Here is a 21,289-nt window from a genome sequence, read left to right as displayed (position 1 = left end):
TGACAGGCCGGCCATTTTGTTTACAGCCTGATCGTCACGGGGACGCCGGCAGCGGCGGAGCAGATCTGGGACAAGGCATCCGGCAACTGCGGTCCGCCTCGGGTATCGTTCCAGTGCTGGCCATCGTAGCGGTAGTGAAAGCCGCCGCTGCGCGCAGCCACCCACAGCTCCTGCATGGCGGCCTGGCTGTTCACCACGACGTGGGTGTCGTCCTCGAAAACCAGGGTCAGCACATTGCCGCTGCGGCTGGTTTCGACGTCGACGTCGAGCGAAGCCGCCCAGTCATCGGCCTGGCTTTCGATGCTCTCCAGCACCTGGTCGATCAACGCAAGAAATTCGGTTTCGGTCATAATCGAGCCTGCAAGAATTACGGAGTTCCCAGTGTTCCAATTGGCATACAGCCGCATGGCTCTTCGCATTGTAGCCACGCTGATGGCGACCGGCATGATGGCGGCCTGCGGGTACAAGGGGCCTTTGTACATGCCTCCTCCCCCTGAAGGCCAGGCGCCGGCCCGCACGCCGCAAAGCCAGCCGAAGCCGGCGATCCCCCCCGCGCCGTCCATCCCATGACGTCCGCGTTCCCGACGCCCCCAGCGCTGGCCGGCCACCCGTACTTCCAGTACCGCAATAATGCGTTGTACGCCGAAGACGTGCCGCTTGACCATCTGGCCGAACGGTTGGGAACTCCGCTTTACGTCTACTCCCGCGCGGCCCTGAAGGCCGCGTGGCAATCCTACGCCAGCGCCATCGGACCGCGTCCCGTGCTGGTCTGCTACGGCATGAAGGCCAATTCGAATCTCGCCGTCCTCGCGGAGTTCGCGCGGCTGGGCGCGGGGTTCGACATCGTGTCCGGCGGCGAACTCCAGCGCGCGCTCGTGGCGGGCGCAGATCCGTCCAGAATCGTGTTCTCGGGCGTCGGCAAGCAGGAATGGGAAATGCGCGACGCGCTGCAGGCGGGCGTGAAGTGCTTCAACGTCGAGTCGCTGGACGAACTGCACCGCCTGTCGGACGTCGCCGACGCCATGGGCCTGCGCGCCCCCGTGTCGCTGCGCGTGAATCCCGACGTCGACGCCCGCACGCACCCCTACATCTCGACCGGCCTGAAGGAAAACAAGTTCGGCATCGCCATCGGCGACGCGCTGGATGCCTACCGCACCGCCCAGTCGCTGCCCGGCATCCGGGTCGTGGGCGTCGATTGCCACATCGGCTCGCAGCTCACCGACATCAGCCCCTATTTCGACGCGCTGGAAAAACTGCTGGACCTCATCGACGGCCTGGACCGGGCTGGCATCCGCATCGAGCACCTGGACCTGGGCGGCGGCCTGGGCATCCGCTACGCGGACGAGACGCCCCCGTCGCCCCGCACCTTGCTGGACCGCGTCTTCGAGCGCCTGGACGCACGCGGACAGGGCCATCTGCAGCTCGTGCTGGAGCCCGGTCGCTCGCTCGTGGGCAATGCCGGCGTCCTGCTCACGACCGTCCAGTACATCAAGCATTCCGAAGCCCGCAACTTCGCCATCGTCGACGCGGCCATGAACGACCTGCTGCGTCCGGCGCTCTATGACGCCTTTCATGGCGTGCAGCCCCTGCGCCCGCGCGCGGGCGACGCGGCCGTCTACGACATCGTCGGCCCGGTCTGCGAAAGCGCCGACTGGCTGGCCCGGCAGCGCACGCTGGCCATCCGCCAGGGCGACGTGCTTGCCGTGGAATCGGCCGGCGCCTATGGCATGACCATGGCCAGCAACTACAACTCGCGCCCGCGTCCGGCCGAGGTCATGGTCGATGGCGACAAGTACTACGTGGTGCGTCAGCGCGAAACCTTCGCGGACCAGATACGGGGCGAGTCGCTGCTGCCTTGAATCCGCGCGCGCCAAAAAGCAAGAAGGCCCCTGCATGCAGGGGCCTTCGTCCATCTGGCGGGCCGAGCCGGCTTAGAGCTGGCCGTACGAGTGCAGCCCCGACAGGAACATGTTCACGCCCAGGAAGGCAAAGCCGGTGATCAACAGGCCCATCAGCGCCCAATAGGCCGCCATCGCGCCGCGCAGGCCCTTGATGAGGCGCATGTGCAGCCAGGCCGCGTAGTTCAGCCAGACGATCAGCGCCCAGGTCTCCTTGGGGTCCCACTGCCAGTACGCGCCCCAGGCGTCCGCCGCCCACAAGGCCCCCAGGATGGTGGCCACCGTGAAGAAGGCGAAGCCGATCGCGATGGCGCGATACATGATGTCGTCCAGCACTTCCAGCGACGGCAGCGCGTCGGCGATGCGACGGCGGCCCAGCAGGATGGCGCCGACGATCACCGCCCCCACGCCGAAGTACAGCATCCACGTCGCCGACAGGCCATCGGTGCGGAACACCATCGGCTCGGCGCACAGCAGCACGCCCAGGATGAACAGCGGCGCAAGCTTGGCCCAGGAGGTCGTCTGCCCGTGCTGCTTGACCAGATACGCAAAGCCCACCATCGCCGCCAGCGAGAACGTGCCGTAGCCGATGAAGTTGGCGGGCACGTGCAGTTTCATCCACCAACTCTTGAGCGCGGGCACCAGCGGCTGGATCTGCCCCGCGTCGCGCGTGAACGAATACCACAGCAGGAACACGACGGCCGAGGTCACCACCAGCAGCACAAAGCCGCCCAGCGCGCGCGTGGCGTACTTGCGTTCGTAGTAAAGGTAGAAAAGCGCCGTGATCAGGCAAAACAGGACGAAGACTTCATACAGGTTGCTGACCGGGATATGGCCCAGGTCAGGCCCCATCAGATGGCCCTCGCGCCAGCGCACGAGCAGGCCGGTGACGCCGGCGAACACCGCGCCCCAGGTCAGCGCCGTGCCCAGCCATGCGGCCGTCGGGCTGAAAACGCCGATCCAGTAGCACACCATCGCCAGCGCAAACATCGCGCTCATCCACAGAATCGCGGACTGCGAGGAAAAGAGATACTTCAGGAAGAACACCTGCTCGGCGCGCGCCAGGTCGGTGCCGTAGAGCATCAGCGCCAGGCCCGAGGAGATCGCACAGGCGATCATCAGGCGGCGCAAGGGGCGCCACAGCCAGCCCAGCCAGGCCAGCGCGGGCACCGTGCCGCACAGGATGATCTTTTCGTAATAGTCCATCGCGTGACCGTAGCGGGTCAGCGCGAATCCCGCCCCCACCGCCAGCAGCAGAAAAAAGACGACATCGGTCCAATCCGGCTTGCCGCGTTGCGCGCGGCTGTCGCCCGTTTCTGACAGGGCATCCTGCCAGAGCGATTCAGGCGACGGGGGTTGCGTGGTGGTCGTAGTGGACATAAAAAACCTTAGGACCCTTTTTTCTGGCGCAGCAGCGCCTGCTTGAAGCGTTCGAACTCTTGGTTGAAGTCAAGTGTACGCTTCTGTGACGTCATGGCCGCCAGGATGCTGCTGCCGCCGGCCTGCGGCTTGACCCAGATCCAGATGCGGCGATCGCGGATGTAGAACATGGAAAACACGCCCAGCACCAGCAGCAGGCTGCCCAGGTAGACGGTGTTCTTGCCGGGCGTGCGGCTGACCTGGAACACGCTCGCCTGCACATGCTTGAAGTCGGCCAGCGACAGGAAAACGGGCGCCGGATAGACGGTCAGGTCGGACAGCGCCGCCACCGCCAGGCGCGACCACACCGCCGCGCGCTCGCCTTCGGGGCCCTCGATCGCGACGGGAGCCTGCCCGGCGCGTTCGCGGGCGATGGCGCGCAGTTCATTCATGCTGGCGCCGATCAGGCGGATCACGACGTCGGCCGCGCGCTCCAGGTCCGCGGCGGGGGTATTGGCCTGCAGAAACGCGGCAACGGCTTGCAGCCCGCCGGAAGCGAAGGTGTCCAATGCACGTTCGGCCGCGGTCTGCAGCGGCTGGCGGTCAGCGCCGGAGGGGCTGTTGCGTTCGGCGAAGCGCCGCGCGGCTTCCTTGCGCGCGGCCGGGTCGGCCAGGGTGGCGCGCAAACGCATGAACTCGGCGATCGAACTGTCGTCATCGGCCGGGATGCGCAGATAGCGGAAGGGCTCGGCGGCGTTGTTGCGCACGCCGGCCAGGAACACGGCCGCGCCATCCAGTTCGACGGGCAGCATGTAGTTCTGGAATTCATGCGCCTGGCCGGCGTCGTCGATCAGCTTGTATTCGACGCTGGGCCCCACGTTGCGCAGGTTTTCGTTCTTCTTGCCCGCCGCGCTGCCGGCGACCGAAGCGACATGCTCGGCAAAGCTCTGGTCCGCGCCCTTGGGATCGCCGCGCGTCAGGTCCTCGACGTTGATCGGCCGCATCGCCGTGATCTCGATCCCCATGCTGCGCGGGCCCTTGGCGGTCTGGGCGGTGAGCTCGCTGCTCTTGCCCACCGTGCCATCGACGGAGAACGTGGCGTCGTTGGCGCCCACCAGCGGATAACCCTTGAGCACGACCGTGCTGCCGCCGTCGTCGAAGCTGGATTGGTAGACCGTCATGCCCTTGAAGCGCAGCGGCTCGTTCACCTCGATGGTCGAATCGAAGGTCTTGCCCGTGTCCGGGTCCGTCACCTCGACTTCGCTGGCGAAGCGGCTGGGCATGCCGGTGGAGTAGTAATCGACGACGAACTTCTTCAGCTTCAGCGTGAACGGCATGGGCTGCACGAGCGCGCCGTCTCCCACCATCACGACGGCGGTGCTGGCCTGGCCGCCCTCGGGCACGAGCACGCTGGCGCGAAAGCTCGGGTTGTTGACCGACAGGCGCCCGCTCTCCGGCACCTCGGAGATCAGCATGTTGTCCACGATGGGTTGCTTGCCGCCGAACATGACCTGCAGGCGCACCGGCAGCTCGCTGTCCAGCAGGCCGCCGATGCAGATGATGACCATGGCCGCGTGGGCGAACACATAGCCCAGGCGGTTCGCGCTGCCCTTCTTGGCCGCCAGCAAAACCCCGTCCTGGTCCTGGCGCACGCGCACCGCATACCCGAGCCGTCCGAGCAAGGCCTTCAGGCCGGCCGCGGTCTGCGGCACGTCGGTGGGCGCTTCGGTTTCGACGCGGTGCGGGAACGCGCGCAGGCTGCCTTCGCGCACGTGTTCGCGGAATGACCGCGCGTCGCGCAGCATCTTGGGCGCGTTGCGAATCAGGCAGACGGACGTGGACACGACCAGAAAGCCCATGATCAGCAGGAACCACCAGCTGTTGTAGACGTGCCAGATGGAGAACTTGTCGAACACCTCGAACCAGAACGGGCCGAACTGGTCGATGTAATTGTTGGACGAGCGGTTCTGCTGGAGCACCGTCCCCACCAGGCTGGCCACGCAGATGAACATCAGCAGGCTGACGGCAAAACGCATCGAACCCAGAAGTTCAAAGAGATCGCCTGGCAGGCTGCGCAGAGAGGGGCGGGAGTGGGTTCGGGTCGAATTCATGAAAAAAGGGGGGCCGCGCGATCGGCTACCCCCCTCATAGACAGTGCGCGGCGGAACGAGGTTCCATCGCGCTCAAGTTGCGTCAACGCGGACCGGCCGCGCACGTTGCGGCCAATCGCTTACCGTAGCCCAGCCGCGTAATCCGACACCGCCTTGATGTCGGCATCCGACATGCGGTCCGCAATGGCGTGCATGACGTCATTCTTGCGGTCGCCGCTGCGGAAAAGCTTCAGCTGCGCTTCGATGTACACGGGGAATTGCCCCGACAGGCGGGGGTACTGGCCGGGAATCCCGGCGCCATTGGCAGAATGGCACGCCGCGCACGCGGGCACGTTGCGTTCGGGCAAACCGCCGCGCCAGATCTTTTGACCCAGCTCAACCAGATTCTCATGGCCGGCCGTGGCAGGCTCCTTGAGCGGCTGGGTCGCCAGGTACAGCGCGATGTTCTGCATGTCGGCCGGCGTCAGGTTCTGCACCATCGCCGTCATGGGGCTGGGGTTGCCGTCCGGGCCATTGCGCACGGGCGTCTTGGCGCCTTCCTTCACCTTGAAGTCGGCAAGCTGCTTGGCCAGGTATTCGTGCGGTTGCGCGGCCAGGTTCGGGTTCACCGGAATGGTGCTGTTACCCGCCGCGCCGTGACAGGAGGCACAGGCAATGATGCCTCGGGACGCGTCGCCCTGGTCAAACAGCTGGCCGCCCTTCGCGGCATCTGGTTTGGCCGGGCCCGCAGCGCCGTCGGCGGCGAAACTCGTAGCAGAGAAGGCGGAGGCGCCGAGCAACAGCCCGCTCGCGACCAACATCCGGGACAGCACACGCTTCATGAAGACCTCGACGATCACATCGATCAAGGCGCAAAAAGGCGCCCACGCCTGCCCGCACTCGCAGTAAACCGTAACGAACCTGTTTTGCTTGTCCTGCTTGCGATCTTGCTGCGACGCTGCGGCAACCTGCCCAAGAGGGGCTCAAAACGGCTGGACGGCAACTAAACAGTAAGCAAAAAAGACGGCTCCGCGCACGGGGACCACTGTAGCAAACGCCGGATTATACAATAGGGCTCGAAACCAACCGTATCCAAAGCCATCCGTGTCCCTCCTACATCGCGCCTCTTTCCTCACCTCCGCGGCTCGCCTCGACCAGTTGCCGGCCGCCGGCGCTCCCGAGGTTTGCTTTGTCGGCCGCTCCAACGCCGGCAAATCCACGGCCATCAACGTGCTGTGCAACCAGCGCCGTCTTGCGTTCTCCAGCAAGACGCCGGGCCGCACACGCCTGATCAACATGTTCAGCCTGCCGGACCCCCTGGATCCCGAAGCGCACATCGGCTATCTGGTCGACCTGCCGGGCTACGGCTATGCCTCGGTGGCCCGCAACGAAAAAGAAAAATGGGCGGACATCCTGGGCGGCTATCTGCGCGACCGTGAATCGCTGGTCGGCATCGTGCTGCTCATCGACATCCGCCGCGGCGTCACGGAATTGGACCGGCGCCTGGCCAATTTCATCGCCCCCACCGGCCGTCCGGTGCTGGCGCTGCTGACCAAGGCCGACAAGCTGCCTTACGGCCAGCGCATGCGCACCGTGTTCTCCGTCCGCAAGGACTTGGCCGACATCGGCGCGCTGCACACGATTCCCTTCTCGGCGCCCGAGCGCATCGGCCTGGAAGAGGCCGGCGCCCACATTGAAAATTGGATTTCCCCCAAGGTCGTACCATGAACCCGCAGATCATCACCCCTGAGTTTCCGGTTTCCCGCCCCCGCCGCCTGCGCCGCGACGACTTTACCCGCCGCCTGGTGCGTGAGAACGCCCTGACGGTCAACGACCTCATCTACCCGGTCTTCGTGGCCGAGGGCTCCGGCCTGCGGCAAGCCGTGGCGTCCCTGCCCGGCGTTGTGCGCTATTCCCTGGATACCCTGCTGCCCGTGGCAGAGGAATGCGTGGCGCTGGGCATCCCGGTGCTGTCCCTCTTCCCGGCCATCGACCCGGCCCTCAAGACGCCGGACGGCATCGAAGCCACCAATCCCGACGGCCTGATTCCGCGCGTGGTGCGCGAACTGAAGTCGCGCTTCCCGGAACTGGGGGTGTTGTGCGATGTGGCGCTGGACCCTTACACCAGCCACGGCCAGGACGGCGTCATCGACGCAGACGGCTACGTGGTCAACGAACCCACGGTCGAAATCCTGGTCAAGCAGGCGCTGACGCAGGCCGAAGCCGGCGTCGACATGGTCGCGCCCAGCGACATGATGGACGGCCGCATCGGCGCCGTGCGCCGCGCGCTGGAGGCCAATGGGCACATCCACACGCGGATCATGGCGTATTCGGCCAAGTACGCCAGCGCCTTCTACGGCCCGTTCCGCGACGCCGTGGGCTCGGCCACCAATCTGGGCAAGTCCAACAAAATGGCCTACCAGATGGACCCGGGCAACCTCGACGAGGCCCTGCGCGAAGTGGCCGGCGACCTGCAGGAAGGCGCCGACATGGTCATGGTCAAGCCGGGCATGCCGTATCTGGACGTGCTGCGCCGGGTCAAGGACACCTTCCGCGTGCCGACCTTCGCCTACCAGGTAAGCGGCGAATACGCCATGATCAAGGCCGCCGCCGCCAATGGCTGGCTCGACCACGACAAGGTCATGATGGAGGCGCTGCTGGCCTTCAAGCGGGCCGGCGCCGACGGCATCTTGACGTACTTCGCCATCGAAGCGGCCAAGCTGCTCAAGAACCAGCGCTAGGCTCCCCGCCCGGGCCGGTCACGCCTTCGCGGCCGCGGCACGCCCCGGCTGCGCGCCGCGACGCAGGCCCAGCCACGTGCCGCCCAGCACGCAGCCCAGGCCGACCACGTGCGTCAGCGTGACGTGCTCGTCCAGGAACAAGGCCGCGAACAGCAGGCCGAAGATCGGCAGCCAGTTCACGAAGAGCGCCGCGCGGCTGATGCCCAGGCGGGCGATGCCCGCATTCCACACGATGTTGCTGACGCCCGACGCGATGACCGCCGAGAACATCAGCACGGCCCATGGCCACCACGCCATCTGCCACGTGCCGGCCTGGTAGGAACTCGGCGTCAGCGCGGCGTGGCCCATCAGCATCAACCCGCCGGCCAGGTACATGTACCAGAGCATCCCCAGCGGATCCATCATTCGCGACATCCGCTGGATGACCAGGCCGCCGAACACGAACACGAGCACCGCCACGAACACCACCGCGTCGCCCCAGCCGGTCAGCCCGAGTTGCGCGCCGCCGCCCACCACCACCATGCCCACGCCCACCAGGCCAAGCAGCGCGCCCGCGATACGGGTCGTGGTGAGCCTTTCTCGGTAGAAAATGGCGGCCAGGAAGGCGGACAACAAGGGACTGGTGGCCATGATGAGCGTGCCGTTGGCCGCCGACGAGAATCGCAGCCCCGACACCAGCGCCACCTGATGCGCATACACCACCAGGAACCCCGCCAGCGCCACCCAGCCCAACTGCGCGCCGCCCAGTTTGGGAATGCGTCCGCCGCGCGCCTTGATGATGAGGGTGACCGTGATGAACGCAATCAGGATCCGCACGGCGGCCAGCGCCTGGATGTCCATGTGCTGCGTCAGGTACTTGATGGAGACGATGTTCAGGCCCCACGTGGCCATGACGAACATCAATTGAAGATAGATCAGACCGTGCCGGTCCTGGCTTGCATCAATTGGGGGGGACGTCACGGCGTCGGCCTGGAGGGAGTGGGATGCGCCGCGCGGGCGGCGAAGCGACCATGGTATATCGCCACTTCCCTCGATTCAATCTGCGTGAGGCCGCGTTGCGCGCATCAGACGATGGCGGGCGCCCGCCACCCGACCTTGGCCCCCACGCCGCGCTCAGCGCGTCAGGACGCGATCCAGCGACGCGGCAAAGCGCTTCGCATCCTGAAAGCCCACGACGCGCGCGTCGGCGATTTCCTTGCCACCGGGTTCAAAGAACATGATGCCGGGCGGACCGAAGAGACGAAAGCGCTTGAGCAGCGCGCGGTCGTCGGCATTGTTCGCGGTCACATCCGCCTGCACCAGCACCATCCCCGCCATCCGCTGCGCGACGCCGGCATCCGTGAACGTGAAGCGCTCCATCTCGCGGCACGACACGCACCAGTCCGCATAGAAATCCAGCATCACCGGCCGGGTGCTCTGCGCCAGCAAGGCGTCCAGCTCGGCGTTGGTGCGCACGCGGGTGAATTTGATCTCGCCCTCGGCTGTCCCAGCGGCCGGCGTCTCGCCACGCGCGGCCAGGTGCGACAGCGGCTGCAGGACATCGCGCCCGCCGCTGGCGGCGCCCACGAGCCACGCCGCAGCCGCCAGCGCGAGCAGCAATCCCAGGCCCTTGCCGAACATGCGGCCGGCGCCGGCGCCCTGCGGCAAGGCGTCGAAGGCCCGCAGCATCACGGCGGAGACGACGGCCAGGAACGCCCAGCCCGTCATCTGGACCCACGTGGGCACCACGGGGATCAGCATCCACCAGGCGGTGGCGAGCAAGAGCATGCCGAACAACCGCTTCATGCCGTCCATCCAGGGTCCGGCCTTGGGGAGCAGGGCCGAGGACGACGCGCCAACGATCAGCAGCGGCACGCCCATGCCCCAGGCCATCGCGAACAACGCCGCCCCGCCCAGCAACACGTCGCCGGTCTGCGAGATATACAGCAAGGCGCCGGCCAGCGGCGCGGCCACGCAGGGACCGACGATCAGGGCCGACAGCGCGCCCATCACCAGCGCGCCGGTATAGCGCCCGCCCGGCACGCGCGACGAGCGCTCGGACAGCATGGCCTGGACGCCGGAGGGCATCTGGAACGTGAACACGTCGAACATGGCCAGCGCCAGCACGGCCAGCAGAATGGCGAAGAGGGTCAGGATCCACGGCGTCTGCAGCCAGGCGGCAAGGCCCGCGCCGCTCAGACCCGCGGCCACGCCCAGGGCGGTATACACCACCGACATGCCCAGCACATAGGTGGCCGCCAGCGCCAGTCCGCGCCCCCGGCTGGGCCGCTGCTGCTGAGCCCCGCCCAGCACGATCGAAGACAGGATGGGGATCATGGGCAGGACGCACGGCGTGAAGGCCAGCAGCAGTCCCAGCACCAGGAAAACGCCCGCCGTCTTGACCCATCCCAGGCCGCCCAGGGCATCCGCCAGGCCCGTGTCGCCGGCGTTGACTAGCGCGGACAGCCCCCCGGACGACGCTGGCGGCACAGACGCCCCGCCCAGTCCCGTGGCCGCCACGGTGTACCCGCCGGCCACGGGCGTGAGCGTCACCGTGCTGTCCATCGGGGGATAGCAAAGCCCCGCATCCGCGCAGCCCTGCCCGGTCAACGTCAGGGTGAAGGGCTGCTCGCCCGCGCCCACCGGAACGCGTATCGCGACATCCTTGTGGAAGACCTCCATGTCTTTCTCGAAGGTCGGGTCGTACTTGACCTCGCCCTTGGGATAGACGGGCTCGCCGAGCGTGACGGCATCGGCCGGGGTATGGTCCAGCGCGAATCGCTCGCGGTACATGTAGTAGCCGGGCGCCACCCGGTAGCGCAGTTCCAGCGTGTCCGCGGACGCCATCTGCGCACTGAACACAAAGGCCTTTTCGGGTTCGAGGAACTCGGCCTGCGCGCGCGCGGCGGCCTGCCAACCCAGCAGCAGGAAAACCATCGCCAGAAGCGCCAGGCAGCGCCTGAACAAGGCGGGGGGCGCGCTGACGGCGCGCCTGTGCGCGCCAACCGTACCGGCAAGTTGCAACATCAGTTTCTCTTGTTCTGCGTAGGGGCCGTCTGCTCGCGCACCCAGTCCAGGTAAGGCGCCGCGCCGCCGATGACCGGCAGCACGATGATCTCGGGAACGTCGTAGGGATGCATCTGCGCCAGGACCTGCACGACGGCAGCGTGCCGGGCGTGGGTGGTCTTGATCTGGATGGGGATTTCTTCCGCGCCTTCGACCTCGCCGTTCCACATATAGATGGACAGTCCGGGCGCGCCGAGGTTCACGCACGCGGCCAACCCGTCCTCGACCAGCACGTGCGCAATGCGCTTGGCCAGCAACAGGTCCGGTGCATTGCTGATGACCAGCACGACGTCGTCATCGCGCAACATGGAAGCTCCTTGGGATACCCGCGTGGGATGTAACTCGGGGTATTTTATCGGTATTGCGGCCAACTCCCCGGAACAGCCGGGCGCCCGCCGCCGCGCCGTCATCTTCCACGCCGAGGCAAGCATGTCCGACAACTGCCTGTTCTGCCGCATCGCCCGTCACGAGATCCCCGCGCACGTCATCCACGAAGATGACCGCCTGCTGGCCTTCCTGGACATCCAGCCGGTGCGCCCCGGGCACACGCTCATCATTCCCAAGCAGCACTACCCCTACTACGAAGACATGCCCGCCGACCTGGCGGCGAGCATCGTCAATCTCGGCCAGCGGCTGGGCCGCCACATGAAGCGCCTGTACGGCGTCGAGCGCGTGGGTTTTGCGTTCACCGGCATCCACGTGGCCCATGCGCACGCCCATGTCATCCCGATGCACCACCCGCAGGACCTGACGTCCACGCAGTACATCGAGCAGCAGGACCTGACCTTCAAGATGCCTCCCCAACCGGCGCAGGAAGCGCTGGCGGCCACCGCGTCCGAGTTGCGCGGGCAGTTGCGGGGCGGGCCCGATCGCGCATCCTGAGCGGGCCGCCGCGAGGCCACCGGCGGCCCGCCCAAAAAAAACAAGGGCGGGTCCGAAGACCCGCCCTTGTCGCTTATCGAGCTGCCGAATTTACTCGGCGCTGTCCTCAGCGGCTTCATCGACTTCCGGACGGTCAACCAGTTCCATGAAAGCCATGGGAGCGTTGTCGCCTTGACGGAAGCCCATCTTCAGCACGCGGGTGTAGCCGCCGTTACGGGCCGCGTAGCGCGGGCCGATTTCGGCAAACAGCTTCACGACCGCATCGCGATCGCGCAGACGGGCGAAAGCCAGACGCTTGTTCGCGAGCGTGGGCTCCTTGCCCAGCGTGATCAGGGGTTCGATGACGCGGCGCAATTCTTTCGCCTTCGGCAGCGTGGTCTTGATTGCTTCGTGAGTGATCAGCGAAACAGCCATGTTGCGGAACATGGCAAGACGGTGACTGCTGGTGCGGTTGAGCTTACGCAAGCCATTACCGTGACGCATGATAAGTTTCCTTTGAATCTAAAGACGGCGTTTCCGCCATCGGGTTGCCGGCTCTTCTATCGACCTGCAATCAGGCCGCGGTCCGGTAGAAAACGGGGCATTTTACGACGGTTTCGCAAATCGCCCGGCGGTGAAGCCGGGCGCTGCGGGAGACGCCCCTGATCCGGGGCGGCACCCTTTCAAGACTTAGGGACGCTCCAGGCCCAGGGGCGGCCAGTTCTCGAGCTTCATGCCGAGGGTCAGGCCACGTGCAGCCAGCACTTCCTTGATCTCGTTGAGCGACTTGCGACCCAGGTTCGGGGTCTTGAGCAGCTCGTTTTCGGTACGCTGGATCAGGTCGCCGATGTAGTAGATGTTTTCGGCCTTCAGGCAGTTGGCCGAACGCACCGTCAGCTCCAGGTCGTCGACCGGGCGCAGCAGCACCGGATCGATCTGCGGCGTGCCGCGGACCGGGGCTTCGTACGAATCGCCAGCGCCTTCCAGGGCGGCGAACACCGAGATCTGGTCCATCAGGATGCGGGCCGACTGGCGCACCGCTTCCTCGGGCGAGATGACGCCGTTGGTTTCGATGTCCAGGACCAGCTTGTCCAGGTCGGTACGTTGTTCCACACGGGCGCTTTCAACGGCGTAGCTCACGCGGCGGACCGGGCTGAACGAGGCGTCCAGGACGATGCGGCCGATGGTGTGGGTGCGGTCTTCCGACAGCGCGCGCACGTTGCCCGGCACATAGCCGCGGCCCTTTTCGACCTTGATCTGCATTTCCAGCTTGCCCGCTTCCGTCAGGTTGCAGATGGCGTGGCCGGGGTTGATGATCTCGACGTCGTGCGGCAGTTCGATGTCGCTGGCCAGCACCGTGCCGGCGCCGGACTTGCGCAGCACCAGGGTGACTTCGTCACGGTTGTGCAGCTTGAAGACCACGCCCTTCAGGTTCAGCAGGATGTCGACGACATCTTCGCGAACGCCGGGGATGGTCGAGTATTCGTGCACCACGCCCGTCATTTGCACTTCGGTCGGCGCGTAGCCGGTCATCGAAGACAGCAGGATGCGGCGCAGGGCGTTGCCCAGCGTGTGACCGTAGCCACGCTCGAACGGCTCCATCACGATCTTGGCATGGTGCGTGCCGACCGGTTCGACTTCAATGGAGCGCGGCTTCAGGAAACCTTGAGTGGACATTTACTGTGTTCCTTTTCAATACCCTCGGCTCGTTACACCGATAAGGCTGATGGACAGGGTGAGACTGGATACTGGGACAGCGCAAAAACGCCGCCCGATACTTACCGCAAAGCCCGCTCCACCAAAAGGCGAAAGCGGGCTGCTGCGGGACGTGCAAACGGGGTCGCGAGACCAGCTTGCCTGCGCCTTGCGAAGGAGGCGCCGGCAGGCGTGATTAACGCGAGTACAGTTCGACGACCATCGATTCGTTGATGTCGCGAGCGACGTCAGCGCGATCGGGGGCCGACTTGAACGTACCGGTCAGCTTGGTCGTGTCGACTTCCACCCACTGGGGGATGCCGATGCTGGTGGCCAGGTCGAGCGATTCCTTGATGCGGCCTTGCTTCTTGGCCTTTTCGCGGATCGAGATGACGTCGCCAGCCTTGACCAGCATCGAAGCGATGTCAGCCGTGTGGCCGTTCAGTTCGATGGCGCGGTGGCTCACCAGCTGGCGAGCTTCGGCGCGCGTCGAGCCGAAGCCCATGCGGTAGACGACGTTGTCCAGGCGCGATTCCAGCAGCTGGATCAGCGTTTCGCCGGTGTTGCCACGGCGACGCTCGGCTTCAGCGAAGTACTTGCGGAATTGCTTTTCCAGCACGCCGTACATGCGCTTGAGCTTTTGCTTTTCGCGCAGCTGCAGGCCGTAGTCGGAAGTGCGGGCACCCGAAGTGCGGCCGTGTTGGCCAGGCTTGGAATCCAGCTTGCACTTGGAATCCAGCGAGCGACGGGCGCTCTTCAGGAACAGGTCAGTACCCTCGCGGCGCGAGAGCTTGCATTTGGGTCCAATATAACGTGCCATGTGGATTCCCTTTAGATACGACGACGCTTCGGCGGACGGCAGCCGTTGTGCGGAACGGGCGTGATGTCGGCGATGGACGAGATCTTGATGCCCAGCGCGTTCAAGGCGCGAACCGACGACTCGCGGCCAGGACCGGGGCCCTTGATGCGGACTTCCAGCGTCTTGATGCCGTACTCGAGCGCAACGCGGCCAGCCGTTTCAGCGGCAACCTGCGCGGCAAACGGGGTCGATTTGCGCGAACCCTTGAAGCCAGCACCGCCCGACGTGGCCCACGACAGTGCGTTGCCCTGACGGTCGGTGATGGTGATGATGGTGTTGTTGAACGAAGCGTGAACGTGCGCGATGCCGTCCGAGACGTTCTTCTTGACCTTTTTGCGCACGCGCGAAGCGCCGCTGGTGGAAGCTTTCGCCATAATCCTGTTCCTCGATTATTTCTTCAGGGACGCAGCAGCACGACGCGGGCCCTTGCGGGTCCGGGCGTTGGTGCGAGTGCGCTGGCCGCGCACGGGCAAACCGCGCTTGTGACGCATACCGCGGTAGGTTCCCAGGTCGATCAAACGCTTGATCGAGAGCTGTACTTCACGACGCAGGTCGCCTTCAACCGTGAACAAACCAACATGTTCGCGGACGCGTTCCAATTCAGCGTCGCTCAGATCCTTGACCTTTTTGTCAAAGGGTACGTTTGCCGCTTCGCAAATCTTGCGAGCGCGCGTACGACCGATGCCAAAAATGGCGGTCAGGCCGATCTCGGCGTGCTGTTGCGGCGGAATGTTAATGCCAGCAATACGGGCCATGACTGTTCCTTGAATAAATCCGTTGCGTAGTCGCTAACCCGAGTTAGCCTTGACGCTGCTTGTGACGCGGGTCGGTGCAGATAACGCGCACCACGCCGTGACGTTTGATAACTTTGCAGTTGCGGCAGATCCGCTTAACCGATGCCATTACTTTCATGGTTGACTCCTAATTTTCCGTAATCCGGTTCCGCTCATTTGGAGCGGAAAACTATCCTGGCTCGCGTCAGATCATAGGGCGTGAGCTCCACTGTGACCTTGTCACCCGGCAGGATCCGGATGTAATGCATACGCATCTTGCCGGAAATATGGCCCAACACCACGTGGCCGTTTTCGAGCTTGACGCGAAATGTCGCGTTCGGGAGGTTCTCAAGAACCTCACCTTGCATCTGAATGACGTCGTCCTTGGACATTCTTTTGCTTACCGCATCGGCAAACCCGCGCCCTTGAAGTTCGCCTTCTTGAGCAACGAGTCGTACTGGTGAGACATCATGTAGGCCTGAACCTGCGCCATGAAATCCATCGTCACCACCACAATGATCAACAGAGACGTACCACCGAAGTAGAAGGGAACGTTCCAGCGCATCACCAAGAATTCCGGCAACAGGCACACCAACGTGATGTAGATGGCACCTGCGAGCGTCAGACGCATCAGGATCTTGTCGATGTAGCGCGCCGTTTGTTCGCCCGGACGGATGCCCGGAACAAACGCACCACTCTTCTTCAGGTTGTCCGCCGTTTCGCGGCTGTTGAAAACCAGAGCCGTGTAGAAAAAGCAGAAGAAAATAATCGCGACCGAGTACAGCGTGATGTAGAGCGGTTGACGAGGCGACAGGGCCGCAGCCAGGTCGCTAAGCCAGCGCATGTTCTCGCTGCTGGAGAACCAGCTCGTGATCGTGGCCGGGAACAGAATGATCGACGATGCGAAGATCGGCGGAATCACCCCTGCCATGTTCAGCTTCAGCGGCAAATGCGAGCTTTGACCACCGTAGACCTTGTTGCCGACCTGACGCTTGGCGTAGTTGACCGTGATCTTGCGCTGTCCGCGTTCCACGAACACCACAAAAGCGGTCACCAGCACCACCAGAGCCACGATGAACAGCGCCGAAAGCACAGACATCGCGTTGGTGCGGACCAGGTCCAGCAGTGCAGCCAGCGCCGCGGGCAGACCCGCAACGATACCTGCGAAGATCAGGATGGAAATCCCGTTGCCCAGACCGCGCTCCGTGATCTGCTCACCCAGCCACATGACGAACATGGTGCCGGTGACCAGGGTCACGACGGTCGTGAAGCGGAATAGCATGCCCGGATCGATCACCAGTCCCTGCTGGGACTCCAGCGCCACCGAAATGCCCACAGCCTGCACCAGCGCCAGCACGACCGTGCCGTAGCGGGTGTATTGGGTAATCTTCCGACGGCCGGCCTCGCCCTCTTTCTTGAGCGCTTCCAGCGACGGCACCACCACCGACATCAACTGCATGATGATGGATGCCGAAATGTACGGCATGATCCCCAGGGCAAAAATCGAGAAACGCGAGAGCGCCCCGCCCGAGAACATGTTGAACAGGCCCAGGATCCCGCCCTGGTTCTGACGGAACAAGTCCGCCAGCGCGTCCGGGTTGATACCCGGAACCGGGATGTGTGTACCCAAACGGTAAACCACCAGGGCGAGCACCAGGAACACCAGACGGCGCTTCAGATCGCCGTATCGTGCTCCGGATTTGCCCAATGCCTGCGCGTTAGCCACTCGTCACCTCTGATCAAGCAAGCGAGCCGCCCGCGGCTTCGATGGCGGCGCGAGCGCCAGCCGTCGCGGTAATGCCCTTGAGCACGACCTTGCGCGAGAGTTCACCAGACTTGATGACCTTGGCGTAACGAACCGCCTGGCCAATCACGCCGGCCGCCTTCAGCGCTTGCACATCGATTTCGTCGATGGGCAGGGCTTCGAGGTCCGACAACAGAACTTGGGCATACAGGTGTTGACCCAGCGGGGTGAAACCACGCTTGGGCAGGCGACGTTGCAGCGGCATTTGACCGCCTTCGAAGCCAACCTTGTGGAAACCGCCCGAGCGCGACTTCTGACCCTTGTGACCACGGCCGGCGGTCTTACCCAGACCCGAACCGATGCCACGGCCGACGCGGCGCTTGGCGTGCTTGCTGCCCTCGGCGGGCTTCAGCGTATTAAGTTGCATATCCGACATGGTGATTCCTTAGGCTTCCGAGACGGAAACGAGATAATCCACCTTACGGATCATCCCACGCACCTCGGGCGTATCGACCAGCACGCGGCTGCTGTTGATGCGACCCAAGCCCAAACCGCGAACCGTATCACGGTGCGATTGCTTGGTACCGATCACCGAGCGCACGAGGGTCACTTTGATCTGCTTCTGAGCCATGATTTACCCCAGGATTTCTTCGACCGTCTTGCCGCGCTTGGCAGCAACATCGGCCGGGGTCAGGGAGGCGCGCAGGCCATTCAACGTGGCGCGAACCATGTTGTAGGGGTTGCTCGAGCCCAGGCTCTTGGCAACCACGTTACGCACACCCATCACTTCGAAAATTGCGCGCATCGGGCCGCCGGCGATGACGCCGGTACCTTCAGCAGCGGGCGAGATCAGCACGGTAGCGGCGCCATGCTTGCCAACCACGGTGTGGTGCAGCGTGCCGTTCTTCAGCGCGACCTTGAACATGCCGCGACGGGCTTGTTCCATGGCCTTCTGAACGGACACCGGCACTTCACGCGCCTTGCCCTTGCCCATGCCGATGCGGCCATCGCCATCGCCAACCACGGTCAGCGCGGCAAAGCTCATGGTGCGACCACCCTTGACCACTTTGCTCACGCGGTTGACCGCGATCATCTTTTCGCGGAGGCCGTCATCGTTCTCTTTTTCCGCGGCGTTCTTGCCTTGTACTTTAGCCATTTGACAGATCCTCGCTTAGAACTTCAGGCCGGCTTCACGCGCGGCATCGGCCAGCGCTTTCACGCGGCCATGGTAACGAAAGCCCGAGCGATCGAAAGCGACCAGTTCGATACCGGCAGCCTTGGCCTTTTCGGCCACGCGCTTGCCGACCAGCGTAGCAGCGGCTTTGTTGCCGCCCTGGCCGGTTTGGCCGGCCAGTTGCGCACGCACTTCGGCTTCCACCGTCGAGGCGCTGACCAGAACGCGATCGCCTTCCGGCGAAATGATGTTGGCGTAGATGTGCTGGTTCGAGCGGAAGATCGAGAGGCGATGAACGCGCAGCTCGTTGATCTTCCGGCGGGTCGGAACCGCACGACGCAAACGGGAAACTTTTTTGTCCATGATTCGTCCTTGCGTGCGCCGTTATTTCTTCTTGGTTTCTTTGATGACGACGCGTTCGTCCGAGTAACGCACACCCTTGCCCTTGTAGGGTTCGGGTTCGCGGTACGCGCGGATTTCAGCGGCCACCTGGCCGACGACTTGCTTGTTGGAGCCCTTGATGACGATTTCCGTCTGGGTGGGGCACTCGGCCTTGATACCGGCCGGCAACTGGTGCAAAACGTCGTGCGAGAAACCGAGCTGCAGCTTAACGGCGTCGCCTTGAATCGAGGCGCGGTAACCCACGCCAACCAGATTCAGCTTGCGCTCGAATCCCTTGCTCACACCGTTGACCATGTTGGCCACCAGCGCGCGCACGGTACCCGACATGGCGTTCGCGTGACGCGAATCGTTGGCGGCGACAAACGTGAGCTTGCTGCCGTCCAGCGAAATCGTGACGTCGCCAGTCAGGGCTTGAGTCAGGGAGCCCAGCGGGCCCTTGACGGTGATCTGATCCTGCTTGATGTCAGCTTCGACACCCTTGGGCAGTTCGACCGGATACTTAGCGATACGTGACATTCGAATTTCTCCTTAGGCCACGTAGCACAGCACTTCGCCGCCGACGCCGTTGGCGCGAGCCTTACGGTCGGTCATGACGCCGCGCGAGGTCGAAACGATAGCCACGCCCAGGCCGTTCATGACCTGAGGAATGCTGGTACGGCCCTTGTAGATACGCAGACCAGGGCGCGAGACGCGTTCGATGCGCTCGATGACCGGACGACCAGCGTAGTACTTCAGGGTGATCTCGAGCTCAGGCTTGGCCTGGGTGCCCTTGATTTCAAAGCTGTCGATGTAGCCTTCGTCCTTCAGCACAGCGGCAATGGCCGCCTTCAGCTTCGAGGAGGGCATGCTCACCGTAACTTTGTCCACTTGCTGCGCATTGCGAATGCGGGTCAGCATATCGGCGATGGGATCGCTCATGCTCATATTGTTTCTCCTACCAGCTGGCCTTGGTGATGCCGGGGATTTCACCCTTCATCGCCATTTCACGCAGTTTGTGGCGCGTCAGGCCGAACTTGCGGAACACGCCGCGAGGACGACCGGTGACCACGCAACGATTGCGTTGACGCGTCGGGTTGGCATTGCGCGGCAGCTGTTGCAGCTTGAGCCGAGCTTGGTAACGTTCTTCGTCGGTCTTCGACTGGTCGTCGATGATCGCCTTCAATTCGGCGCGCTTGGCGGCGAACTTGTCAGCCAGCTTGGCGCGCTTGATGTCGCGATTGATGAGGGAAAGTTTAGCCACGTCATCAGCCCCTTAGTTACGGAACGGGAAGCTGAAGGCCGTCAACAGCGCCTTGGCTTCTTCGTCGGTCTTCGCGGAGGTGGTGATGCTGATGTTCAGCCCACGCAGCGCGTCGATCTTGTCGTACTCGATTTCGGGGAAAATGATCTGCTCTTTCACCCCGATGTTGTAGTTGCCACGGCCGTCGAACGCACGACCCGAGATGCCGCGGAAGTCGCGCACGCGAGGCAGCGCAACCGCCACCAGGCGATCCAGGAATTCGTACATGCGTTGACCACGCAGCGTGACCATGCAACCAATCGGGTAGTTTTCGCGGATCTTGAAACCGGCGATAGCCTTCTTGGTCTTCGTCACGACAGGCTTTTGGCCGGCGATCTTGGTCAGATCCGACACAGCGTGTTCGATGACTTTCTTGTCGGAGACCGCTTCCGAGACACCCATGTTCAGGGTGATCTTGGTGATGCGCGGCACTTCCATTACGCTCTTGTAGCCAAACTTGGCCTGCAGGTCGCCAGCGACCTTGCTCTTGTAGAAATCTTGCAAACGAGACATGTCTATCGCCCCTTACGCCTTGGCGCCGACAACGGCACCATTGGAACGGAACACGCGGACCTTGCGACCTTCGACTTCTTGAACGCCCACGCGGTCGCCACGACCGGTTGCGGGGTTGAAGAGCGCCACATTCGAGATGTGGATCGGCATGGTCTTTTCGACAATCCCGCCCGGGTTGTTAGCCATCGGGTTGGCTTTCACGTGCTTCTTGGCAACATTGACGCCTTCGACCAGGACGTGGTCGGCGCCAACGCGAGCCAGCACGGTGCCGCGACGCTTCTTGTCGCGACCGGTCAGGACGATGACTTCGTCGCCTTTACGAATGTTGTTCATCGTAGGGCTCCTTACAGCACTTCCGGGGCCAGCGACACGATCTTCATGAACTTCTCGGTACGCAGTTCACGCGTAACGGGTCCGAAGATGCGGGTGCCGATGGGCTCCAGCTTGGCGTTGAGCAACACGGCGGCATTGCCACCGAAACGAATCAGCGAACCGTCTTTACGGCGCACGCCCTTGGCGGTACGAACCACCACGGCATTGTAAATTTCGCCTTTCTTGACGCGTCCGCGCGGAGCCGCATCTTTGACGCTCACCTTGATGATGTCGCCGATACCGGCATAACGGCGCTTGGAGCCACCGAGCACCTTAATGCACATGACATGACGCGCACCAGTGTTATCGGCCACGTCCAGCGTGGTCTGCATTTGGATCATGATTTTTCCTGTTCCAACTTAACTGGAAATACGGTTTTCCCAACAAGGGAACACTGCAATTCCTGCCAGTTTTGGTCCCGTCAGGTCAGCCGCCCTGCTTTGGTGTCGGCAAGTCCATAACTTCTGGACCAGCAACCGGTTGG

Annotated in this window: 30 protein-coding genes; 5 read left to right on the top strand and 25 right to left on the bottom strand. The window is 63.8% G+C overall.

Annotated elements, in window-relative coordinates:
* Window positions 1-20: 20 nt before the first annotated feature.
* Window positions 21-350 carry an iron donor protein CyaY gene (cyaY, locus tag BXA00_RS09965; RefSeq protein WP_076518344.1) on the bottom strand — a complete coding sequence of 110 codons (330 nt, stop codon included), beginning with the start codon at window positions 348-350 and terminating at the stop codon, window positions 21-23.
* On the opposite strand from cyaY, the gene BXA00_RS29500 reads away from it, so the two are divergent.
* Window positions 301-570, top strand: a complete 270-nt coding sequence (locus tag BXA00_RS29500; protein ID WP_369825604.1) for a lipoprotein — start codon at window positions 301-303, stop codon at window positions 568-570. The two genes, cyaY and BXA00_RS29500, sit on opposite strands and share 50 nt — an antisense overlap.
* The gene (gene lysA, locus BXA00_RS09955) at window positions 567-1,859 is read left to right on the top strand and encodes a diaminopimelate decarboxylase (RefSeq protein ID WP_076518343.1); all 1,293 of its coding nucleotides are present in this window, start codon (window positions 567-569) and stop codon (window positions 1,857-1,859) included. The genes BXA00_RS29500 and lysA overlap by 4 nt, the downstream gene beginning before the upstream one ends.
* A 72-nt stretch (window positions 1,860-1,931) precedes the next feature.
* Here lysA and ccsB read toward each other — a convergent pair whose 3' ends face one another.
* The 3 genes from ccsB to BXA00_RS09940 form a co-directional block, all read right to left on the bottom strand.
* Window positions 1,932-3,278, bottom strand: coding sequence for a c-type cytochrome biogenesis protein CcsB (ccsB, locus tag BXA00_RS09950; RefSeq protein WP_076518342.1), 1,347 nt, complete (start codon window positions 3,276-3,278; stop codon window positions 1,932-1,934).
* Between the two features lie 8 nt (window positions 3,279-3,286).
* Window positions 3,287-5,368: a cytochrome c biogenesis protein ResB gene (locus BXA00_RS09945; RefSeq protein ID WP_076518341.1), complete on the bottom strand. Its 2,082-nt coding sequence runs from the start codon at window positions 5,366-5,368 to the stop codon at window positions 3,287-3,289.
* A gap of 119 nt (window positions 5,369-5,487) precedes the next feature.
* Window positions 5,488-6,189 (bottom strand): cytochrome c, encoded by a 702-nt coding sequence (locus tag BXA00_RS09940; RefSeq protein WP_156902911.1) that lies wholly within the window; start codon window positions 6,187-6,189, stop codon window positions 5,488-5,490.
* 262 nt (window positions 6,190-6,451) lie between these two features.
* Between BXA00_RS09940 and yihA the strand changes: the two genes are divergently transcribed.
* Together yihA and hemB are read left to right on the top strand one after the other, a co-directional pair.
* A complete protein-coding gene (yihA, locus tag BXA00_RS09935; protein WP_076518340.1) occupies window positions 6,452-7,075 on the top strand; it encodes a ribosome biogenesis GTP-binding protein YihA/YsxC in 624 nt (207 codons plus the stop codon).
* A complete protein-coding gene (gene hemB / locus BXA00_RS09930) occupies window positions 7,072-8,088 on the top strand; it encodes a porphobilinogen synthase (protein WP_076518339.1) in 1,017 nt (338 codons plus the stop codon). The genes yihA and hemB overlap by 4 nt, the downstream gene beginning before the upstream one ends.
* Window positions 8,089-8,106: 18 nt before the next feature.
* Here the strand turns inward: hemB and BXA00_RS09925 are convergent, their stop codons facing one another.
* The 3 genes from BXA00_RS09925 to cutA form a co-directional block, all read right to left on the bottom strand.
* Window positions 8,107-8,988, bottom strand: a complete 882-nt coding sequence (locus BXA00_RS09925; protein ID WP_076521885.1) for a DMT family transporter — start codon at window positions 8,986-8,988, stop codon at window positions 8,107-8,109.
* 213 nt (window positions 8,989-9,201) lie between these two features.
* Complete coding sequence (dsbD, locus tag BXA00_RS09920; RefSeq protein WP_231952271.1) at window positions 9,202-11,004, bottom strand: protein-disulfide reductase DsbD; 1,803 nt, start codon at window positions 11,002-11,004, stop codon at window positions 9,202-9,204.
* Window positions 11,005-11,093: 89 nt separating this feature from the next.
* The gene (gene cutA / locus BXA00_RS09915) at window positions 11,094-11,441 is read right to left on the bottom strand and encodes a divalent-cation tolerance protein CutA (protein WP_076518337.1); all 348 of its coding nucleotides are present in this window, start codon (window positions 11,439-11,441) and stop codon (window positions 11,094-11,096) included.
* A 121-nt stretch (window positions 11,442-11,562) separates the two neighbouring features.
* Between cutA and BXA00_RS09910 the strand changes: the two genes are divergently transcribed.
* A complete protein-coding gene (locus tag BXA00_RS09910; protein ID WP_076518336.1) occupies window positions 11,563-12,015 on the top strand; it encodes an HIT family protein in 453 nt (150 codons plus the stop codon).
* A 90-nt stretch (window positions 12,016-12,105) separates the two neighbouring features.
* Here BXA00_RS09910 and rplQ read toward each other — a convergent pair whose 3' ends face one another.
* The 18 genes from rplQ to rplN form a co-directional block, all read right to left on the bottom strand.
* Window positions 12,106-12,498, bottom strand: coding sequence for a 50S ribosomal protein L17 (rplQ, locus tag BXA00_RS09905; RefSeq protein WP_006389635.1), 393 nt, complete (start codon window positions 12,496-12,498; stop codon window positions 12,106-12,108).
* A 186-nt stretch (window positions 12,499-12,684) separates the two neighbouring features.
* A complete protein-coding gene (gene rpoA, locus BXA00_RS09900; protein ID WP_008169002.1) occupies window positions 12,685-13,671 on the bottom strand; it encodes a DNA-directed RNA polymerase subunit alpha in 987 nt (328 codons plus the stop codon).
* Between the two features lie 214 nt (window positions 13,672-13,885).
* Window positions 13,886-14,509, bottom strand: a complete 624-nt coding sequence (gene rpsD / locus BXA00_RS09895) for a 30S ribosomal protein S4 (RefSeq protein WP_006389633.1) — start codon at window positions 14,507-14,509, stop codon at window positions 13,886-13,888.
* Between the two features lie 11 nt (window positions 14,510-14,520).
* Window positions 14,521-14,922, bottom strand: a complete 402-nt coding sequence (gene rpsK, locus BXA00_RS09890; RefSeq protein WP_006216516.1) for a 30S ribosomal protein S11 — start codon at window positions 14,920-14,922, stop codon at window positions 14,521-14,523.
* Between the two features lie 15 nt (window positions 14,923-14,937).
* Window positions 14,938-15,303, bottom strand: a complete 366-nt coding sequence (rpsM, locus tag BXA00_RS09885; protein ID WP_008168996.1) for a 30S ribosomal protein S13 — start codon at window positions 15,301-15,303, stop codon at window positions 14,938-14,940.
* Between the two features lie 43 nt (window positions 15,304-15,346).
* Window positions 15,347-15,460 carry a 50S ribosomal protein L36 gene (rpmJ, locus tag BXA00_RS09880; RefSeq protein ID WP_003806928.1) on the bottom strand — a complete coding sequence of 38 codons (114 nt, stop codon included), beginning with the start codon at window positions 15,458-15,460 and terminating at the stop codon, window positions 15,347-15,349.
* Between the two features lie 34 nt (window positions 15,461-15,494).
* On the bottom strand, window positions 15,495-15,713 hold the full coding sequence (infA, locus tag BXA00_RS09875; RefSeq protein WP_003806927.1) for a translation initiation factor IF-1: 219 nt from the start codon (window positions 15,711-15,713) through the stop codon (window positions 15,495-15,497).
* An 8-nt stretch (window positions 15,714-15,721) separates the two neighbouring features.
* Entirely contained in the window at window positions 15,722-17,047 is a 1,326-nt protein-coding gene (secY, locus tag BXA00_RS09870; protein ID WP_043519460.1) for a preprotein translocase subunit SecY, read from the bottom strand.
* 13 nt (window positions 17,048-17,060) lie between these two features.
* A complete protein-coding gene (gene rplO, locus BXA00_RS09865) occupies window positions 17,061-17,501 on the bottom strand; it encodes a 50S ribosomal protein L15 (RefSeq protein ID WP_056327061.1) in 441 nt (146 codons plus the stop codon).
* Between the two features lie 9 nt (window positions 17,502-17,510).
* Window positions 17,511-17,696, bottom strand: a complete 186-nt coding sequence (gene rpmD / locus BXA00_RS09860; RefSeq protein ID WP_006216520.1) for a 50S ribosomal protein L30 — start codon at window positions 17,694-17,696, stop codon at window positions 17,511-17,513.
* A 3-nt stretch (window positions 17,697-17,699) separates the two neighbouring features.
* On the bottom strand, window positions 17,700-18,221 hold the full coding sequence (gene rpsE, locus BXA00_RS09855) for a 30S ribosomal protein S5 (protein WP_008168987.1): 522 nt from the start codon (window positions 18,219-18,221) through the stop codon (window positions 17,700-17,702).
* Window positions 18,222-18,236: 15 nt separating this feature from the next.
* Window positions 18,237-18,602: a 50S ribosomal protein L18 gene (rplR, locus tag BXA00_RS09850; RefSeq protein ID WP_008168985.1), complete on the bottom strand. Its 366-nt coding sequence runs from the start codon at window positions 18,600-18,602 to the stop codon at window positions 18,237-18,239.
* A 21-nt stretch (window positions 18,603-18,623) separates the two neighbouring features.
* On the bottom strand, window positions 18,624-19,157 hold the full coding sequence (gene rplF, locus BXA00_RS09845; RefSeq protein WP_076518335.1) for a 50S ribosomal protein L6: 534 nt from the start codon (window positions 19,155-19,157) through the stop codon (window positions 18,624-18,626).
* Window positions 19,158-19,169: 12 nt separating this feature from the next.
* Window positions 19,170-19,565 carry a 30S ribosomal protein S8 gene (gene rpsH, locus BXA00_RS09840; protein WP_006216525.1) on the bottom strand — a complete coding sequence of 132 codons (396 nt, stop codon included), beginning with the start codon at window positions 19,563-19,565 and terminating at the stop codon, window positions 19,170-19,172.
* Window positions 19,566-19,575: 10 nt separating this feature from the next.
* Window positions 19,576-19,881: a 30S ribosomal protein S14 gene (rpsN, locus tag BXA00_RS09835; protein WP_006216527.1), complete on the bottom strand. Its 306-nt coding sequence runs from the start codon at window positions 19,879-19,881 to the stop codon at window positions 19,576-19,578.
* Between the two features lie 12 nt (window positions 19,882-19,893).
* Window positions 19,894-20,433 (bottom strand): 50S ribosomal protein L5, encoded by a 540-nt coding sequence (gene rplE / locus BXA00_RS09830; RefSeq protein WP_006216529.1) that lies wholly within the window; start codon window positions 20,431-20,433, stop codon window positions 19,894-19,896.
* 12 nt (window positions 20,434-20,445) lie between these two features.
* Entirely contained in the window at window positions 20,446-20,766 is a 321-nt protein-coding gene (gene rplX, locus BXA00_RS09825; RefSeq protein WP_008168975.1) for a 50S ribosomal protein L24, read from the bottom strand.
* Window positions 20,767-20,777: 11 nt separating this feature from the next.
* Complete coding sequence (gene rplN / locus BXA00_RS09820) at window positions 20,778-21,146, bottom strand: 50S ribosomal protein L14 (protein WP_006216531.1); 369 nt, start codon at window positions 21,144-21,146, stop codon at window positions 20,778-20,780.
* Window positions 21,147-21,289: the final 143 nt, after the last annotated feature.

It is taken from the genome of Achromobacter sp. MFA1 R4 (assembly GCF_900156745.1).
Classification (GTDB): Bacteria; Pseudomonadota; Gammaproteobacteria; order Burkholderiales; family Burkholderiaceae_B; genus Achromobacter.
This window is presented reverse-complemented; position numbering and strand designations above follow the sequence as displayed.

Bases quoted from the DNA above. Each gene is read 5' to 3' on its own strand.
- rpsE (WP_008168987.1), bottom strand. From the start codon at position 18,221: ATGGCTAAAGTACAAGGCAAGAACGCCGCGGAAAAAGAGAACGATGAC.
- ccsB (WP_076518342.1), bottom strand. From the start codon at position 3,278: ATGTCCACTACGACCACCACGCAACCCCCGTCGCCTGAATCGCTCTGG.
- cutA (WP_076518337.1), bottom strand. From the start codon at position 11,441: ATGTTGCGCGATGACGACGTCGTGCTGGTCATCAGCAATGCACCGGAC.
- rpsM (WP_008168996.1), bottom strand. From the start codon at position 15,303: ATGGCCCGTATTGCTGGCATTAACATTCCGCCGCAACAGCACGCCGAG.
- lysA (WP_076518343.1), top strand. From the start codon at position 567: ATGACGTCCGCGTTCCCGACGCCCCCAGCGCTGGCCGGCCACCCGTAC.
- rplQ (WP_006389635.1), bottom strand. From the start codon at position 12,498: ATGCGTCACGGTAATGGCTTGCGTAAGCTCAACCGCACCAGCAGTCAC.
- hemB (WP_076518339.1), top strand. From the start codon at position 7,072: ATGAACCCGCAGATCATCACCCCTGAGTTTCCGGTTTCCCGCCCCCGC.
- BXA00_RS09910 (WP_076518336.1), top strand. From the start codon at position 11,563: ATGTCCGACAACTGCCTGTTCTGCCGCATCGCCCGTCACGAGATCCCC.
- rplO (WP_056327061.1), bottom strand. From the start codon at position 17,501: ATGTCGGATATGCAACTTAATACGCTGAAGCCCGCCGAGGGCAGCAAG.
- rpsK (WP_006216516.1), bottom strand. From the start codon at position 14,922: ATGGCGAAAGCTTCCACCAGCGGCGCTTCGCGCGTGCGCAAAAAGGTC.
- rplF (WP_076518335.1), bottom strand. From the start codon at position 19,157: ATGTCACGTATCGCTAAGTATCCGGTCGAACTGCCCAAGGGTGTCGAA.
- rplR (WP_008168985.1), bottom strand. From the start codon at position 18,602: ATGGACAAAAAAGTTTCCCGTTTGCGTCGTGCGGTTCCGACCCGCCGG.
- rplN (WP_006216531.1), bottom strand. From the start codon at position 21,146: ATGATCCAAATGCAGACCACGCTGGACGTGGCCGATAACACTGGTGCG.
- BXA00_RS09940 (WP_156902911.1), bottom strand. From the start codon at position 6,189: ATGAAGCGTGTGCTGTCCCGGATGTTGGTCGCGAGCGGGCTGTTGCTC.
- rpmJ (WP_003806928.1), bottom strand. From the start codon at position 15,460: ATGAAAGTAATGGCATCGGTTAAGCGGATCTGCCGCAACTGCAAAGTT.
- infA (WP_003806927.1), bottom strand. From the start codon at position 15,713: ATGTCCAAGGACGACGTCATTCAGATGCAAGGTGAGGTTCTTGAGAAC.
- BXA00_RS29500 (WP_369825604.1), top strand. From the start codon at position 301: ATGCTCTCCAGCACCTGGTCGATCAACGCAAGAAATTCGGTTTCGGTC.
- cyaY (WP_076518344.1), bottom strand. From the start codon at position 350: ATGACCGAAACCGAATTTCTTGCGTTGATCGACCAGGTGCTGGAGAGC.
- rplE (WP_006216529.1), bottom strand. From the start codon at position 20,433: ATGTCTCGTTTGCAAGATTTCTACAAGAGCAAGGTCGCTGGCGACCTG.
- dsbD (WP_231952271.1), bottom strand. From the start codon at position 11,004: ATGGTTTTCCTGCTGCTGGGTTGGCAGGCCGCCGCGCGCGCGCAGGCC.
- BXA00_RS09945 (WP_076518341.1), bottom strand. From the start codon at position 5,368: ATGAATTCGACCCGAACCCACTCCCGCCCCTCTCTGCGCAGCCTGCCA.
- rpoA (WP_008169002.1), bottom strand. From the start codon at position 13,671: ATGTCCACTCAAGGTTTCCTGAAGCCGCGCTCCATTGAAGTCGAACCG.
- BXA00_RS09925 (WP_076521885.1), bottom strand. From the start codon at position 8,988: ATGTTCGTCATGGCCACGTGGGGCCTGAACATCGTCTCCATCAAGTAC.
- rplX (WP_008168975.1), bottom strand. From the start codon at position 20,766: ATGAACAACATTCGTAAAGGCGACGAAGTCATCGTCCTGACCGGTCGC.
- rpsD (WP_006389633.1), bottom strand. From the start codon at position 14,509: ATGGCACGTTATATTGGACCCAAATGCAAGCTCTCGCGCCGCGAGGGT.
- rpmD (WP_006216520.1), bottom strand. From the start codon at position 17,696: ATGGCTCAGAAGCAGATCAAAGTGACCCTCGTGCGCTCGGTGATCGGT.
- rpsH (WP_006216525.1), bottom strand. From the start codon at position 19,565: ATGAGCATGAGCGATCCCATCGCCGATATGCTGACCCGCATTCGCAAT.